The 12,474-nt window shown below is 57.6% G+C and carries 19 protein-coding genes; 10 read left to right on the top strand and 9 right to left on the bottom strand.

All coding sequences use genetic code 11. The features are described from left to right. Positions 1–156: 156 nt before the first annotated feature. Positions 157–1,728, bottom strand: a complete 1,572-nt coding sequence (locus ACVW17_RS27310; RefSeq protein WP_456798066.1) for a recombinase family protein — start codon at positions 1,726–1,728, stop codon at positions 157–159. A 356-nt stretch (positions 1,729–2,084) separates the two neighbouring features. Further along, positions 2,085–2,498, bottom strand: coding sequence for a hypothetical protein (locus ACVW17_RS27305; RefSeq protein WP_456798065.1), 414 nt, complete (start codon positions 2,496–2,498; stop codon positions 2,085–2,087). A 329-nt stretch (positions 2,499–2,827) separates the two neighbouring features. On the opposite strand from ACVW17_RS27305, the gene ACVW17_RS27300 reads away from it, so the two are divergent. The 5 genes from ACVW17_RS27300 (at position 2,828) to ACVW17_RS27280 (ending at position 6,185) form a co-directional block, all read left to right on the top strand. After that, positions 2,828–3,379, top strand: coding sequence for a hypothetical protein (locus ACVW17_RS27300; RefSeq protein WP_456798064.1), 552 nt, complete (start codon positions 2,828–2,830; stop codon positions 3,377–3,379). A gap of 31 nt (positions 3,380–3,410) precedes the next feature. Next, the gene (tnpA, locus tag ACVW17_RS27295) at positions 3,411–3,806 is read left to right on the top strand and encodes an IS66-like element accessory protein TnpA (protein ID WP_024336872.1); all 396 of its coding nucleotides are present in this window, start codon (positions 3,411–3,413) and stop codon (positions 3,804–3,806) included. Further along, on the top strand, positions 3,803–4,150 hold the full coding sequence (gene tnpB / locus ACVW17_RS27290; RefSeq protein ID WP_456798063.1) for an IS66 family insertion sequence element accessory protein TnpB: 348 nt from the start codon (positions 3,803–3,805) through the stop codon (positions 4,148–4,150). The genes tnpA and tnpB overlap by 4 nt, the downstream gene beginning before the upstream one ends. Before the next feature lie 70 nt (positions 4,151–4,220). Beyond that, positions 4,221–5,867 (top strand): IS66 family transposase, encoded by a 1,647-nt coding sequence (tnpC, locus tag ACVW17_RS27285; protein WP_456798062.1) that lies wholly within the window; start codon positions 4,221–4,223, stop codon positions 5,865–5,867. Positions 5,868–5,876: 9 nt separating this feature from the next. After that, positions 5,877–6,185 carry a hypothetical protein gene (locus ACVW17_RS27280; protein WP_456798061.1) on the top strand — a complete coding sequence of 103 codons (309 nt, stop codon included), beginning with the start codon at positions 5,877–5,879 and terminating at the stop codon, positions 6,183–6,185. Positions 6,186–6,553: 368 nt separating this feature from the next. Here the strand turns inward: ACVW17_RS27280 and ACVW17_RS27275 are convergent, their stop codons facing one another. Next, positions 6,554–7,222, bottom strand: a complete 669-nt coding sequence (locus ACVW17_RS27275) for a hypothetical protein (RefSeq protein ID WP_456798060.1) — start codon at positions 7,220–7,222, stop codon at positions 6,554–6,556. A 148-nt stretch (positions 7,223–7,370) separates the two neighbouring features. Here ACVW17_RS27275 and ACVW17_RS27270 point away from each other — a divergent pair, with 148 nt between their 5' ends. Genes ACVW17_RS27270 through ACVW17_RS27260 form a run of 3 tightly spaced genes read left to right on the top strand, consistent with a single transcriptional unit; the run spans position 7,371 to position 8,262 of the window. Continuing rightward, positions 7,371–7,553 (top strand): hypothetical protein, encoded by a 183-nt coding sequence (locus ACVW17_RS27270; RefSeq protein WP_456798059.1) that lies wholly within the window; start codon positions 7,371–7,373, stop codon positions 7,551–7,553. Between the two features lie 39 nt (positions 7,554–7,592). Next, positions 7,593–7,808, top strand: a complete 216-nt coding sequence (locus tag ACVW17_RS27265) for a hypothetical protein (RefSeq protein WP_456798058.1) — start codon at positions 7,593–7,595, stop codon at positions 7,806–7,808. A gap of 43 nt (positions 7,809–7,851) precedes the next feature. After that, positions 7,852–8,262 (top strand): hypothetical protein, encoded by a 411-nt coding sequence (locus ACVW17_RS27260; protein ID WP_456798057.1) that lies wholly within the window; start codon positions 7,852–7,854, stop codon positions 8,260–8,262. 14 nt (positions 8,263–8,276) lie between these two features. Here ACVW17_RS27260 and ACVW17_RS27255 read toward each other — a convergent pair whose 3' ends face one another. After that, the gene (locus tag ACVW17_RS27255) at positions 8,277–8,399 is read right to left on the bottom strand and encodes a hypothetical protein (protein ID WP_456798056.1); all 123 of its coding nucleotides are present in this window, start codon (positions 8,397–8,399) and stop codon (positions 8,277–8,279) included. Positions 8,400–8,777: 378 nt separating this feature from the next. Between ACVW17_RS27255 and ACVW17_RS27250 the strand changes: the two genes are divergently transcribed. Further along, entirely contained in the window at positions 8,778–8,969 is a 192-nt protein-coding gene (locus tag ACVW17_RS27250) for a hypothetical protein (protein WP_456798055.1), read from the top strand. Positions 8,970–8,982: 13 nt separating this feature from the next. Here ACVW17_RS27250 and ACVW17_RS27245 read toward each other — a convergent pair whose 3' ends face one another. Beyond that, positions 8,983–9,513: a hypothetical protein gene (locus ACVW17_RS27245; protein WP_456798054.1), complete on the bottom strand. Its 531-nt coding sequence runs from the start codon at positions 9,511–9,513 to the stop codon at positions 8,983–8,985. 41 nt (positions 9,514–9,554) lie between these two features. Next, the gene (locus ACVW17_RS27240; RefSeq protein ID WP_456798053.1) at positions 9,555–10,211 is read right to left on the bottom strand and encodes a hypothetical protein; all 657 of its coding nucleotides are present in this window, start codon (positions 10,209–10,211) and stop codon (positions 9,555–9,557) included. Here ACVW17_RS27240 and ACVW17_RS27235 point away from each other — a divergent pair. Further along, the gene (locus ACVW17_RS27235; protein WP_456798052.1) at positions 10,210–10,395 is read left to right on the top strand and encodes a hypothetical protein; all 186 of its coding nucleotides are present in this window, start codon (positions 10,210–10,212) and stop codon (positions 10,393–10,395) included. The genes ACVW17_RS27240 and ACVW17_RS27235 overlap by 2 nt on opposite strands. Here ACVW17_RS27235 and ACVW17_RS27230 read toward each other — a convergent pair. From ACVW17_RS27230 to ACVW17_RS27220, 3 genes are all read right to left on the bottom strand, one after another. Then, the gene (locus ACVW17_RS27230; RefSeq protein WP_456798051.1) at positions 10,392–10,955 is read right to left on the bottom strand and encodes a hypothetical protein; all 564 of its coding nucleotides are present in this window, start codon (positions 10,953–10,955) and stop codon (positions 10,392–10,394) included. The genes ACVW17_RS27235 and ACVW17_RS27230 overlap by 4 nt on opposite strands. Positions 10,956–11,580: 625 nt before the next feature. After that, positions 11,581–11,811 carry a hypothetical protein gene (locus ACVW17_RS27225; RefSeq protein ID WP_456798050.1) on the bottom strand — a complete coding sequence of 77 codons (231 nt, stop codon included), beginning with the start codon at positions 11,809–11,811 and terminating at the stop codon, positions 11,581–11,583. Positions 11,812–12,160: 349 nt separating this feature from the next. Then, the gene (locus ACVW17_RS27220; RefSeq protein ID WP_456798049.1) at positions 12,161–12,271 is read right to left on the bottom strand and encodes a helix-turn-helix domain-containing protein; all 111 of its coding nucleotides are present in this window, start codon (positions 12,269–12,271) and stop codon (positions 12,161–12,163) included. Between the last annotated feature and the right edge of the window lie 203 nt (positions 12,272–12,474).

Below are 12,474 nucleotides of genomic sequence, written 5' to 3'. Positions count from 1 at the left end.
TCACCACCTCGATCAGGCTAATATTCTTCAATCCATCTGACATGTGCGCAGCCTCGCTCACCCGCGCGAGTGAGCGGCGGGCGTTTCAATTGGTCCAATTTCGGGATGAAACCATTGGACCACTGAGTTGCCCGACGGCGCAAGAGAGAATCCTAACTAATTTACGGAGAGCTTGCGGAAGGAGGTTGGCAGGGGGAGGGCGTTGATCCTGCTGCTTTCTTCTCGCGACGCACGCAGCCTGCCGTAAAGAGCGGCCATAACGGCCTCAAGGCTGTCGAGCCGCATTCGGCTGAAGAGACGATCCGACACGCGGAGCTTCTTTCTATCCTTCGTCAACGGAAGGGCGGCGGTGGGGAGTAGGAAATAGTCGCGAATGCGGGTATTTCCACTGTCCATCCGAATCAAAAGCGTAAGTTCGGCCTTTTGGTACTTGAGCTTCCGTACCTCCCATCGGCGAGACCTGGTGTCACCGTCCGAAACAGCGCGCGCCACCGCTACCGATACAGTCAGTCCTCCAGAAATCGTAACAAGGTACAGTTCGTGCAAGAACGAGGCGTTCACGCCACGTCCCCTGAGATTGATGATGATATCGTCAACCACCGAGCAGATCGTGCGATCAATTTCGACCGCGATCTCCATGAAGCGGTACCGATTGCCGGGCCTGTAGCCGACAAGCTCATAGGCCCTCATGAGCGACCCAAATCGTTTTGTGTATACAGAAGGGTGACGCACGCCCTTTGCCGCCTGGATGATGTGAACTGATAGTCGGCCCTTTCGTCGCAGGACCGCCGCTAGACTATCGAGCAACTGCTGATCTGTTTCCTTCTTGTTGTTTGCGACTTCAGCGAGCCGCTTTCGTGTCCGCGCGAAAAGACTGGGATCGATGATACCTTCGAAGGCGTTGTCGTGGCGTATCCACATTTCAGGCGGGTTGACGACACGTCGTCCGGCTAGCTTCATTGAGCTGCGATTGAAAACGATATGACCCAAATAAAGCTCGTTTGCGAGGAGGTTGCTGATAGTCAGCGCGGTCCATCGTTTCCCGCCAGGACTTGGTTGGCCTTCAGCGTTGAGTTCCTCCGCAATTCGCGTCCTATTTTTCTTCTGAATTACGAACGATGAGAAGATGCGACGGACAATCTTGACTTCCGAGGTAGGCCCTCGGACGAGAGCGACCCGTTCTGATTTCAAGTTCTTCTGCTCGCCGCGCTGTAGCACTCCCTTACGTTTGCCGTTTGCGTCGACGAGCATCCGACGCAGCGCGAATGGCGCCGCTCCGCCCCGCCAATATCCTCGGTCGACGATATTCGACTGGCCCATAAATACGTTTCGCGACAGATCGCGGCTGAAGCCAGCGGCTCCTGCGCGTTTCAAGTTCTTGAGTATCACCGCCGACAGGCTGCCATCGTTCTCGAATTCTTCAGAGCAATAGTGAACCGATATGCCCGCCCGTCTGCAGATGAACTCATAGAAGGCGCTTTCGTCAGTGTCTTGAAAGCGTCCCCAACGGCTGATGTCGAAAACGAGGACACAATCAAAGTCCGACCGTCCACTGTCGACGTCATCAATGAGCTCCTGCAACCCCTTCCTACGGGAGATGGTGAGGCCGCTGCGCCCGGGGTCAGAATAGGTGCGGACGATCTCCATGCCTCGGCGGGCTGCGTAGACGGCGATGGCGGCTATCTGAATTTCGATCGAGTATTTTTGAGGATCGGACGACATCCGCACGTATTGTGCTGCACGAAGCGTCGGGGGCGATTGCTGATGCTCTTGGATGGCGGTAGCACCTACGGGCCTTCTCTCGCGCGGCACCGTTGGACGCGTTCTGGCCTTCGGAGAAGTTGGTCGTAGCCTAGGCACCGTCGGAGACCTGCGATATCGATGCAGCTGGGCCCGCCGGTCGGTAATGCCGACAATGCCCGCTGGTTCCTTTGAAGAGCCGGGACTAATGGGGGCTTATCCCTGCGGGCGCATACCCAGGCGCTGGCCGCAAATGTTGCCATACACGCCCACGACACCACCGAGGCCATAACTGAACCCGGCGTTCGAGGCCCCAGCGCGGACTAGCGCCGGCCGCGGCTAAGTTATCGCTCTCCCGGCCACCAGGTCGAAGGCGGGTTCATGGTGGAGATCCTGGTGGTCCGCAACGCCACCAGGTGGCTGCGCTTGAACGGATGGCCGTTCCGGCACGAGCATTCCTTGCACCGCATGTAGCGCTCGAGCTCGTGGATCGGCGTCCACTTCGGCCGACGGACGATATCCAGGGCGACTGTCTGATGCGTGTCGCAGCCGAGGCACTTCACCTCGAGATAGCGATAGCCAGCATTCAGGGCATCGCCGAGGGCGGGGGACGGTTGGGCCGGTCCCTGGAAGGCGAGCATGCGGGCGTTCCACGCCTGACAGGCCACAGAATCCGCCTCCTGCCTTGCCTCTCTCGCGCGCTGGGCCAAATGCCTTACTGTGGCACCGAACATGTATTCCCGAGACTTTGAGCTCATGCAGACATCAAAGCCCCGTCGGGCCGCGATCGGCAAACCGTCAATACTTTGGGGACTGGAACCGCACGGGACCGCTGCCTATCGGGGCTGTGGATGACTGGGAGCCCGGAGGGCGTCTTGCCGCAGATATTGAGCAAAGCACGGGTCGAGAGCAATTGGGCAGCGCTCGTTTATGCGGGGTTGATGAACGTTGGTAATCCCCGATTATCGGAACTCAGAGCGAATCAGAAGCTCCGGCTGTCTGGCCAGCAAACGGACCTGCACAGTTGGGCGGGGGCACTAAATAGCGCCAAATTCCATGGGGGTGCAGACCTTTGCGTGACTTTTGCGTGCCACGTCACGCCCCTTTGAGCCCTTTGCGTTCTGGCCCTTTCCAGCGCCTTCTGACCGACGAGCAGCCCAAGCCAGACCTCGTAGCGATTAAGGCTGAAACTCGCGAGAACGTCGACGACATGACGGACTGTCTGCTGAAGGCCGCTAATGCTCCGATGCTGGCGCACGGCGGGGCGATGATTGCCTGCCTGTACCAGCTTAAGGACTACGGGACCAACCCGCACGTCAAATACATCGGTTTGGCTATCACCGCCTTTGGGCTTGGGTTTATTGTGGCGGTCCTCAGCTACATCGGAATCGGGGTGGGGCGTTTGAAGCTGATGCTCGCCATCTTCAATGCAGACTTCAAAGGCTTTATGCGGATGCCGATTGTTCCCGCGGCGAACCTGCTCTACCTTTCGGTTGGCAACATGCTCCTGGCCGTTCTCGCTATCGTATGGCGCTTCTACTGCTACAAGGGTCGCACCTCAAATGAAGGAGGTCGTCTATGGCGTATCTCTCCGGCGAAGGCCGCCTTGCGTAATTTGCGAGACGGCCTGAGGATTTGACCTTAAGTCTAGCTTTAAGGTCACGTCGGGAATGCAGGTCAATGTGTTGGGCGCCGAGCGTCGGCGGCGATGGAGTTACGACGAGAAGGTCCGTCTTGTCGAAGAGACCTTGCAGCCCGGCGAGACGGTCTGCGGGGTGGCACGCCGGCACGGGGTGGCTCATAGCCTGCTGTTCACCTGGCGTCGACAAGCGCGCCAGGGGCGACTGGGCGGAGATGCTGCGCCTGCTCTTGTTCCCGTCGAGATCACACCTGTAGCGGCTCCGATCTCGAGCGGCACACCACAACTGGCGTCTTCACCGCCTGCGCAGCGGGCAAGGGCTGGAATCATCGAGATTGAGCTCGGGGGCGGCTGTCGTGTTCGCGTTGACCGTGACGTGGACGTTGAGGCGCTGCAGCAGGTTCTTGAGCTCTTGCGACGACGATGATTCCGATTCCGAGCGGCGTCAGGGTCTGGATCGCGACCGGCCACACTGATATGCGCCGCGGCATGCGGAGCCTGGCTCTTACGGTGCAGGAGAGCCTGAAGCGCGATCCCCATGTCGGCGATCTCTACATCTTCCGAGGCCGCAGCGGCGATCTGGTCAAGATTCTTTGGCATGATGGGTTGGGCATGTCGCTCTATGCCAAGCGCCTGGACCGAGGCAAGTTCATCTGGCCTTCGGCGTCAGACGGCGCGGTATCGATCTCAGCGGCGCAGATGGCCTATATGCTGGAAGGGATCGACTGGCGGAATCCACAACTGAGCTGGCGACCGAGAAGCGCGGGTTGAGCACAAAATCCAGCAGACTTTGCATTTTTGGGGAGTCCCAACGCTTCCAATCTGTGATTCACTGTGTCGCATGGATGCTGCGCGCGACACTGTTCCGGATGACATTGCCGCCCTGAAAGCGGCGCTGGCAGCCGAGCGCGCGAAGGCTTTGGAGATCGAAGCTGAACTCGCGGTCGCCCGCGCGAAGGCGTCTGAGGACGAAGCGCTGATCGCCCAGCAGAAGCTGCAGATCGCCAAGCTAAAGCATCAGATCTACGGCCAGCGGTCGGAGCGTTCGTCGCGCCTGATCGAGCAGTTGGCTTTGACGTTCGAAGAGCTGGAAAGTGATGCCACTGAAGACGAGCTGGCGGCAGAGCACGCTGTAGCCAAGGCGACGACAGTGCGCGGATTTACGCGCAAGCGAGGCGAACGACAGACCTTCCCTGAGCATTTACCGCGCGAACGAGTGGTCATCGAGCCGCCGACGGCTTGCCAGTGCTGTGGCGGCAATCGTCTGCGCAAGCTCGGCGAGGACGTGACGAGGACACTGGAAGTGGTGCCGCGCCAGTGGAAGGTGATCGAAACGGTGCGGGAGAAGTTCTCCTGCCGCGACTGCGAGAAGATCAACCAGGCGCCGGCGCCATTCCATGCTGTCGCCCGAGGATGGGCCGGCCCGAGCCTGTTGGCCATGATCATGTTCGAGAAGTTCGGCCAACATCAGCCCTTAAACCGCCAGGCTGAGCGCTACGCCCTCGAAGGCGTGCCGATCGCGCTGTCGACCATGGCGGACGCCGTGGGATCGGTCTGCGCGTCGCTGGATCCCCTGCTGTGCCTGGTCGAAGCTCATGTCATGGCAGCCGAGCGCCTGCATGCCGATGATACGACCGTGCCGGTGCTGGCCAAGGGCAAGACCGATACGGGGCGGTGCTGGATCTACGTCCGAGACGACCGGCCGTTTGGCGGCACCGGCCCGCCGGCGGCGATGTTCTACTACTCCCGCGACCGCAGGGGCGAGCATCCCCAGGCGCATCTGGCCCGGTATGCCGGCATCCTGCAGGCCGACGCCTATGATGGGTATAACCAGCTCTATCTGGCGGGGCGCCAGCCCGGACTGATCCGGGAGGCCGCATGTTGGGTCCATGCGCGGCGTCCATTCTTCGCCATGGCCGACATCGAAGAGAATGCGCGTCGCAAGGCCGCCGGTAAAAAGGAGATCCCACTCTCGCCCATCGCGGTCGAGGTCGTGCGGCGGATCGACGCGCTGTTCGAGATCGAACGCTCCATCAATGGCAGGAGCCCCGAGGGGCGTCTGGAGACGCGACAGACGCTGAGCCGGCCTCTGGTCGAGGACCTGCAGGTCTATATGCGGGAGCAGCTTGCCAAGCTGTCCCGTGGGCACGACCTGGCCAAGGCGTTCAACTACATCCTGAAGCGATGGGCGAGCTTCACTCTCTTCCTCGAGGACGGACGGGTTTGCCTCTCCAACAATGCCGCCGAGCGAGGACTAAGAGGTATAGCTCTCGGGCGAAAGGCCTGGCTGTTCTGCGGCTCTGACCGCGGTGGTCGGCGCGCGGCTTCCATGTATAGCTTGATCGTCACGGCCAAAATGAACGGCATTGATCCGCAAGCATGGCTCACGGATATCCTTGCCTGCATCGCCGCCCATCCAGCTCATCGGCTCGACGAGCTGCTGCCCTGGAATTGGACACCGGGATCAGCAGAAGCAGTTGCAGCATAGGGCAAGACAATGGCTCACGGACGAAACAAGTATCAATCACGAGAGAACCGTGCTCGTGTCCGTGAGATATTGCTTCGCGACTGGGACCCTATCGGGGTCTACGGCATACCACAGGCCACCGACGAGTATGACACCTACGCAAATAGGGCCTACGTCATGCTGATGGACGAAGGTGCGACCGCGAGCGAAATCTCCGGCTATCTCTATATTGTCGCCATCGAGCATATGGGATTAACCGACCACGGGCGCCTAGCTGAGAAGAGCGATCAGGTTGCCCAACTACTAGTCCAGCTTCGGCCTGAGTTCGGTACCCACTGAAACGCCATCGCCCGAAACTTTGCTGACCGCGGCCCTCACCGGAGGGTTACTCTATGGCGATACTCGCTTTTGAAGCCGGCAGGACGAACGACAGCCAGTACGTTCGCCTGAGTCTGTAGCTGCCTTTATCGGCGCTTGTGATGTTCCGAATGCTTCTCGGCTTCTAAGTCTGGGAAAGGGTCTGCTCTCATTAGGCGGGCCTTTTTCCATTTGGGCCGTTGGTCACGGCCCAAGGTAGGTGCCTGTTGTCGCCCGTGTCTGTTGGAGAGCCACTGACCTGACCCAGCCATCGGATGGGCGAGGTTCTGCAATAGCGCCTCGGCGAGGCGGGTTAGGTATTCCGCTGGCAGGACCACAAATAACGGTGCTCAAACAGCGCGCCTTATGGCAAGCCATGTCACCTGTAAGAAGGTGAATGCAGCCGGCACAGCGACAAGCGTCAGACCTATCGCGTACGTAACGTAGATGAAGCATCTCAAGCCTCGATGCCACATATCGAGTATCATCCACTGCACTAAACACATGTTCGCAAGGTGCCCGATAGGGTCCGCTCGATCGTAGAGATTTCCGTCTAGATTGACGCTGTTGAGGTCGAAGTAGGGGAACATCCACTTTGGCATGGTGTCCCACAACCACTTCAATCTATCTCGGACCACCTCGGCCTGCTTCAGATTGATTTGATGTTTCGCCTCGGTTTCCGCCATGTCGAACGCGCTGGCGTAATCCTTTACTTCCGGCGGGCAGTAGATGCTGTAGAGGATGGTCGCCAGAGCTACGAAGAAGCTGCCGTAGAACAAGAACCAAATGCGCCAGACGTTGGGAAGATAATTGAGCAACCAACCATCGTACTTGATCGTCAGGTATTGATGCACGTTCTCATTGAGCAAGAGCATGTAACCGAACGCGGGCATAAGAACGGAAGCCCGGACGACATTGGAGCTGCCCAACTGCTTTAGATGCTTCCACCTCGAACGCTCTTCGAGCCGTTCGAAAGCGTAGACGTGCAGATATCGCCACTGCCGCAACTGCCAAACCATGGCCCACCCTTAGCTTTCAGGGGAACCTAATCACCCGCTACCGGTCAGCAAAGGGCTTGAGGGCCGTCCTGCAGACATACAAACCCTAGCGGCTAGACTCATCGTTCCTTTTTCGTTCTTGTAGGGCATCCTTGATTCGGCGAGCCCAATGCACGACCTCGACTTCATCCAACGAGAAATCGAACACATGCGCGTCCAGGTCGGGCGCCAGAGGAAGGAGATCGTCGTCCAGCTTCAAAAGGCCGGGATCTCCACGGTCTCGGCCGAGGCCCTACTGGAGCGGATGCTCAACAAGATCGACACCCTTTGCGCGGGACGGGCTGAAGGCTGAGCTACCGCGGCCCCGTCACGTTCTGGGTGGGAGGAGCTGGTGAACGTACTCGACCGTCTCGACGAGCCGTGGAAGGTCATCAAGCATGACGACTGCTTTCAGGTGGTCGATGCGACGGGGAGGTTCATCCCGGCCGTGAGTCATAGGCAGGACTTCCACAAGTCGCGCTATACACACGCCGGGATTTATCTCAACGCAAGCGAAGCTGAGACGATCGCGAATGCGGTTGTGAAAATCAGGTCGTCGCTTCGATAGCCGCTCAATTGGTGGTAGAGGGAATGTTGCAATAGGACGAGCAATGTTCGAAGAGCTTCGATATCGCTGGGAGCTGAGGAAATACCTGAAAGCGCAGCAGGCGCTTTACCGGGCCTATGATGGATTGCCCGCGGATGATGAAGAGGCTGATGTGAGCCCCAGGCGAGGGGCGAAACATGAGCTTATTTATCAAACCCAATCGACAGATTACTTTCGCTCAAAGCATCTCATCGAAAAAGCGTACCGGTATCACATGCCCATTCCTCAGGACGAGGAAAGCTGGATACAGCCACGAGGCGCACCCGAACGTTTCCTTACGACTGTAGCGGCTCAGAAGCTGCGGGCTGATATCCGCGCAGAGCAAAAGGCTGAGTGGGATTATTGGGCAAACAGGGTCACGTTTGCACTTGCTCTCATCGGCAGCATCCTGGGCCTCATAAACTTCTTCAAGTAGAAGTGCGGCCGCGACTATCGGTTCTTCGTCTTGGCGACCGCCGCGTCCTCGGCATCCCATTTAAAGCTGTCTTTCCAGTTGGGATTGCGAACGTCATTCAGGCGCTCTTCGGTTTCCTCGACATCGACATAGACCATGGGGCTTGAAATTCCGACAAATCTATTGCAGCGCGCGCTCCCGATTCGTTCTTGCATTTACTTGGGTTAGTTAGCAGTGATGGAAATTGCCGGTTTTTAGCCGCGGGCCTATAGAGTCGCACTCAAGAAGACCCTATAAAAATAGGGATTTCTGGCGAAATTTGACAAACAGTGACGTCATGCGCCAGACCTATCTATGCAGAGTGCGTTGCGAATGAGCGCGCGGTGGCACTCATTTTAACGCGGGTTTGGGCAGGGTAGTTTAAGAGTCCGAACCTCGGTGCGTTGTTAGTTGGAAGTCCACCGTACTAGACCTTTTCGCGGGAGCCGGGGGTATATCTCTCGGCGGTAACGGGCCTTGGCCCGAAGGGCGGAGCCATGTCTGACGAAAGCGGACTATCTAAGATTATCGACGCGATTGGACGTCTAAAGCTGAGCGAGAAAGCAACGGCCATGCTTACGGCGTTGGCCATCCTGAAAAGCAAATCAGGTGGCATTCGTTGGTTTCGATGGGCGTTAGCAACGACCGTCGGTCTGGGTACTTGCTACTGGAACAGGCTGATTGGCTGACGCCTTCGAGGGGCTAAGTCTTCCGCGTATACGCCGCGGGCTTGGCTACCGGCGCAGGAGGCTTGAATGGCTGAACCTTCAGCTTTCCCGCTCGATGCCTACCCTCGAAACTGATGTACGTGAGCAAGTCACGAGCATATTCAAAATAGGCTTCTTGTGTCAGGAGCAAGGGCTCGTCGATGTAGAAGAAGGAAAGGTCCGCTAGATCCTTTACCTCGGCGTCCTCTTTGGCCAATTCTTCCAAGGAAACGTAGCAGAGGTGCCGGCCTTGGTCGGGGTCATGCCAGTAAGCGTGGGCGTACCGGTTTCTGATCGCGAGACAGGCTCTCAAGGTGTCGATGAGCAATGCGAATTCCGTCCCCAGCCCCAACTTATCATAAATCGTGCGCCCCAGCCCGTCAGCGATCAAGACCCGATTGGTCTCGCCCCGCACTCTAAACATCGCTTTGAGCGTGCCATTCAGGTCAAAATCTCGCGCGACCTGGATGCAATTCATCAGGTCCAGCTCAAGTTCGCTGTAGTCGAGAAGGAGCCTGCCTATCACGGCCATCTCCTTAGGGAAAGTTCGGTGCACTGGAAACATGGTCAGCGGCTCAACGGGTCATTTGGCCCGACCAGTTTGAGTTGACCCTGCCGCGTTCTGAGGGTCCATTGCTCAACTTTTGAAAGGCCGGGCGCCTGGATTGCGACTTCGAGCCAAATAATGGCGCTGTTCAGATGCTCGTTGGGTATCTGAACAGAAACAGTTGCGATGTGCTCGTCGTGATCGGCCTCCTTAAATATCGGCAATTGAGGAGGCGAGTTGATTGCCCTTCGATAGATGATCATCTTTGGGCCGGGTGGCTCGGCGCGCTGCCGCACTTGTCTGAATGGATCGAGCGCGAAAAGCACTTTTAGGTCTGCGTCAATCAAGAAGTCGACGACGACGTGATAGGCGGGCGCGTTAGAGCGGTTTCTGATCGTGCAGTGGAGATGGATTGTACTCGAATAACTGGTACTCATTGTAGCTTCAACGCCGCGCGAGGTCTGCTTGTTGCCAAAATGGAGTTCGGCATACAGGTCAGGCGTGGTTGCGCGCCGCATAATGTCGCGGATCTCGTAGTCATGCATTGGCACAGACTGGAAATTGAAACGCTTGTAATACTTGCCGTCGGGAGCTTGATGAGGCCCGACTTGCGACTGTTGGACCGATATCACGTATCCGAATTTGCCGGTTTCCATAGCCGGCGAACACACCGTCATGAGCAAGTCCTTCAACCGTGGTGACCGGGAATCGGAGAGTGAGCATGAGAACAAGCGGCCGCTCGTGAGCGTGGACACCTTGGAGAAGCTTCCGAAGTCGGAAGTCATCGTGAAAGGGCCGGGCATGCTCGCCAAACTCAAGAAGCCGTTTGAGATTCGTAGGGAAGGGCTCAGGTACCTTTAGAACCGCCGCTCAGTCGGGACGCACTGCATTTGGGCCTCGTTGACGACGCCCAGATTTTTGAGGCGAGGGCACGAATACTCATTGATGACGAAGTTGCACTCAGAGCCTTTCCCGCCCTTGATGGTCGGCATCCGCTTGTTGCATTCGCTCCAAGGGATACGTTGCTCGCACATATCTAATAGAAAGACTTTGGAGCTGCTTGAGGGGTGGTTGGCAAAGTTAAGCTCACCGGTCACCCGGTCAAGATTGATCTGGTCGAAACCGTTATCTTCGCGTCGAGCAAAGTCAACGTAAGTGACGGTGTCGATTTGCTCGATGGCGTAGTCGTCCTGACCCGTCCAATCTAGGACCAGGGTCTTTGCGACCCCATTCACGCTTTTGATGACGAGAGGCCGGTCTTTCACGAATTTGGTCGAGCAGATGTAAAAAGCGTCGGTCGTCGCCACTGGCTGTTTGTCTACTTTCGAAGTGCCACCGCCGCTCTGCCAAAGCGGATAGGCTAAAATAACAGCACTAGCGCCAACCATTATCCCAATGAGGAGACCGAGAAGAACACGCATGGATTTGCACCATCTGAAGCTAGGCGTTTCCAGCGATGCGCGGCAAAGACTGGCTGAACTGCCGACACCAAAATGGCCCCTTAGAAGTAACCTGTGTAACCTCAAAAGATGCGTTCGTAACCTTAGCCGCGGGCACGAGACCACGGTCGATGTACAGCAACGACCAACCTTTACGTACGCAAACCGTGGACAGCGACCGTAGCGCTTTGGTCCCGTGGTGGAGCTAGCGAGATCGGCTACTTCGCCCGCGTCGCCGCCTTCTCGCTCTGCCCGCGCTTTATCGCGAGGAGCCGGTGGGCTTCCGCTAAGCCCTCCAAACGATACTTCTTCTTGCCGCAGGCCTTCTGAGCGCGAGCGCGCATCAGGCCGGCCATCCTCTAGTGCTGCTTCGCGGTCAAACGCATCGTATCCCCTGGCATCGATTGTATCATCAAATTTCGCCGGTGTTGCGGCCTTGTGCAGGCCGGCAATCAGGTAGTCTGGCCGCAGTGGGAGGTGGTGGAAGACTTATCCGCCGGCACGTTCGATTCATCGGTTTTTGTATGAGCGAGCCTTTTGGATCCCAAGACCGGTCAAGTATACGCGCTGATTAGCGAACGCGCGGTTGCACGTAGGTTTGCCTGTCTCAGGGGCGGAGAGGTGGCCACTTTTCGAAGCTGTTCCAGTGCCCCGCGTACGAAGAAATAGCCTGACCTATCGCCGTGATCGCGTAGTGGGCTCTGTGGCGCCAGATTTTGCGACCCTCCTCGCTTGTCCACTGATGATCGACAAGACCGGCGTTCTTTACGTAAGTTGCCATGTATTTTGCGACGGCTTCGGTCAGATCTTGCTCAAAGACGCGGACGGGTTCGGTCATGGCTTATGCTGCACGGGTCAGTCGATAGCTGGCAGATGGCGAGAGCGACAAGTTCGCGGAAGGTCGAACTGTCGATGAGACTATCTGCAGTGCCACGTAAGAAGCAGTGGGCCCCGCCAAGCCGTTTCAGGGAGTGTCTCACTCTGCCGCTGTTGAAGGTAAATCAGCATCCAGCGGACGAGACATTGGGACAGGAAAAACTGTGGGTACGAAAGTCACCTCAGTGTCCCACTGTTCCGTCGCCTGACTCGAAACACCTTCTTTGATTGGAACGCGCCAAGCCTCTGCACTACAGCGACAACGTTGTTGGGGCAACAGCATAAACGGGAAATTCGGATGAAGTTTAGGTTCATCGACAATCGGCGGCTTCCCCCAAAGCCCTGTAGACGGTAGCCCGGCCGATGCCCATAGCCCGCGCAATCTCAGTCAGTCCGTGACCTTGCGCCTTCAGTTCACGCACCCGGTCCACTCTAATCGAGGGTGGGCGGTCCCTATAATTCAAACCTCGTTCGCCCTCGCAATTCCCTCGAGCTGCCGCTCCTAGCGCAGATTTGTCTCGAACTCGGCGGTCAGCATCGCGAACCGTGGATTTGGACCGTAGCTTTTCGTCCGGCGACGCGAACGCTCAACGAAATCAAGTCGGTGAGGAGGAGCGGTGATCCG

Source organism: Bradyrhizobium sp. USDA 4473 (assembly GCF_054063335.1).
The sequence above is the reverse complement of the archived record's forward strand: the minus strand, read 5'-3'. Positions and strand labels throughout refer to the sequence as shown.

Bases quoted from the DNA above. Each gene is read 5' to 3' on its own strand.
- ACVW17_RS27240 (WP_456798053.1), bottom strand. From the start codon at position 10,211: ATGACGGTGTGTTCGCCGGCTATGGAAACCGGCAAATTCGGATACGTG.
- ACVW17_RS27270 (WP_456798059.1), top strand. From the start codon at position 7,371: ATGCACGACCTCGACTTCATCCAACGAGAAATCGAACACATGCGCGTC.
- ACVW17_RS27260 (WP_456798057.1), top strand. From the start codon at position 7,852: ATGTTCGAAGAGCTTCGATATCGCTGGGAGCTGAGGAAATACCTGAAA.
- ACVW17_RS27275 (WP_456798060.1), bottom strand. From the start codon at position 7,222: ATGGTTTGGCAGTTGCGGCAGTGGCGATATCTGCACGTCTACGCTTTC.
- tnpC (WP_456798062.1), top strand. From the start codon at position 4,221: ATGGATGCTGCGCGCGACACTGTTCCGGATGACATTGCCGCCCTGAAA.
- ACVW17_RS27235 (WP_456798052.1), top strand. From the start codon at position 10,210: ATGAGCAAGTCCTTCAACCGTGGTGACCGGGAATCGGAGAGTGAGCAT.
- ACVW17_RS27250 (WP_456798055.1), top strand. From the start codon at position 8,778: ATGTCTGACGAAAGCGGACTATCTAAGATTATCGACGCGATTGGACGT.
- ACVW17_RS27225 (WP_456798050.1), bottom strand. From the start codon at position 11,811: ATGACCGAACCCGTCCGCGTCTTTGAGCAAGATCTGACCGAAGCCGTC.
- ACVW17_RS27230 (WP_456798051.1), bottom strand. From the start codon at position 10,955: ATGCGTGTTCTTCTCGGTCTCCTCATTGGGATAATGGTTGGCGCTAGT.
- ACVW17_RS27255 (WP_456798056.1), bottom strand. From the start codon at position 8,399: ATGGTCTATGTCGATGTCGAGGAAACCGAAGAGCGCCTGAATGACGTT.
- ACVW17_RS27280 (WP_456798061.1), top strand. From the start codon at position 5,877: ATGGCTCACGGACGAAACAAGTATCAATCACGAGAGAACCGTGCTCGT.
- tnpA (WP_024336872.1), top strand. From the start codon at position 3,411: ATGCAGGTCAATGTGTTGGGCGCCGAGCGTCGGCGGCGATGGAGTTAC.
- ACVW17_RS27305 (WP_456798065.1), bottom strand. From the start codon at position 2,498: ATGAGCTCAAAGTCTCGGGAATACATGTTCGGTGCCACAGTAAGGCAT.
- tnpB (WP_456798063.1), top strand. From the start codon at position 3,803: ATGATTCCGATTCCGAGCGGCGTCAGGGTCTGGATCGCGACCGGCCAC.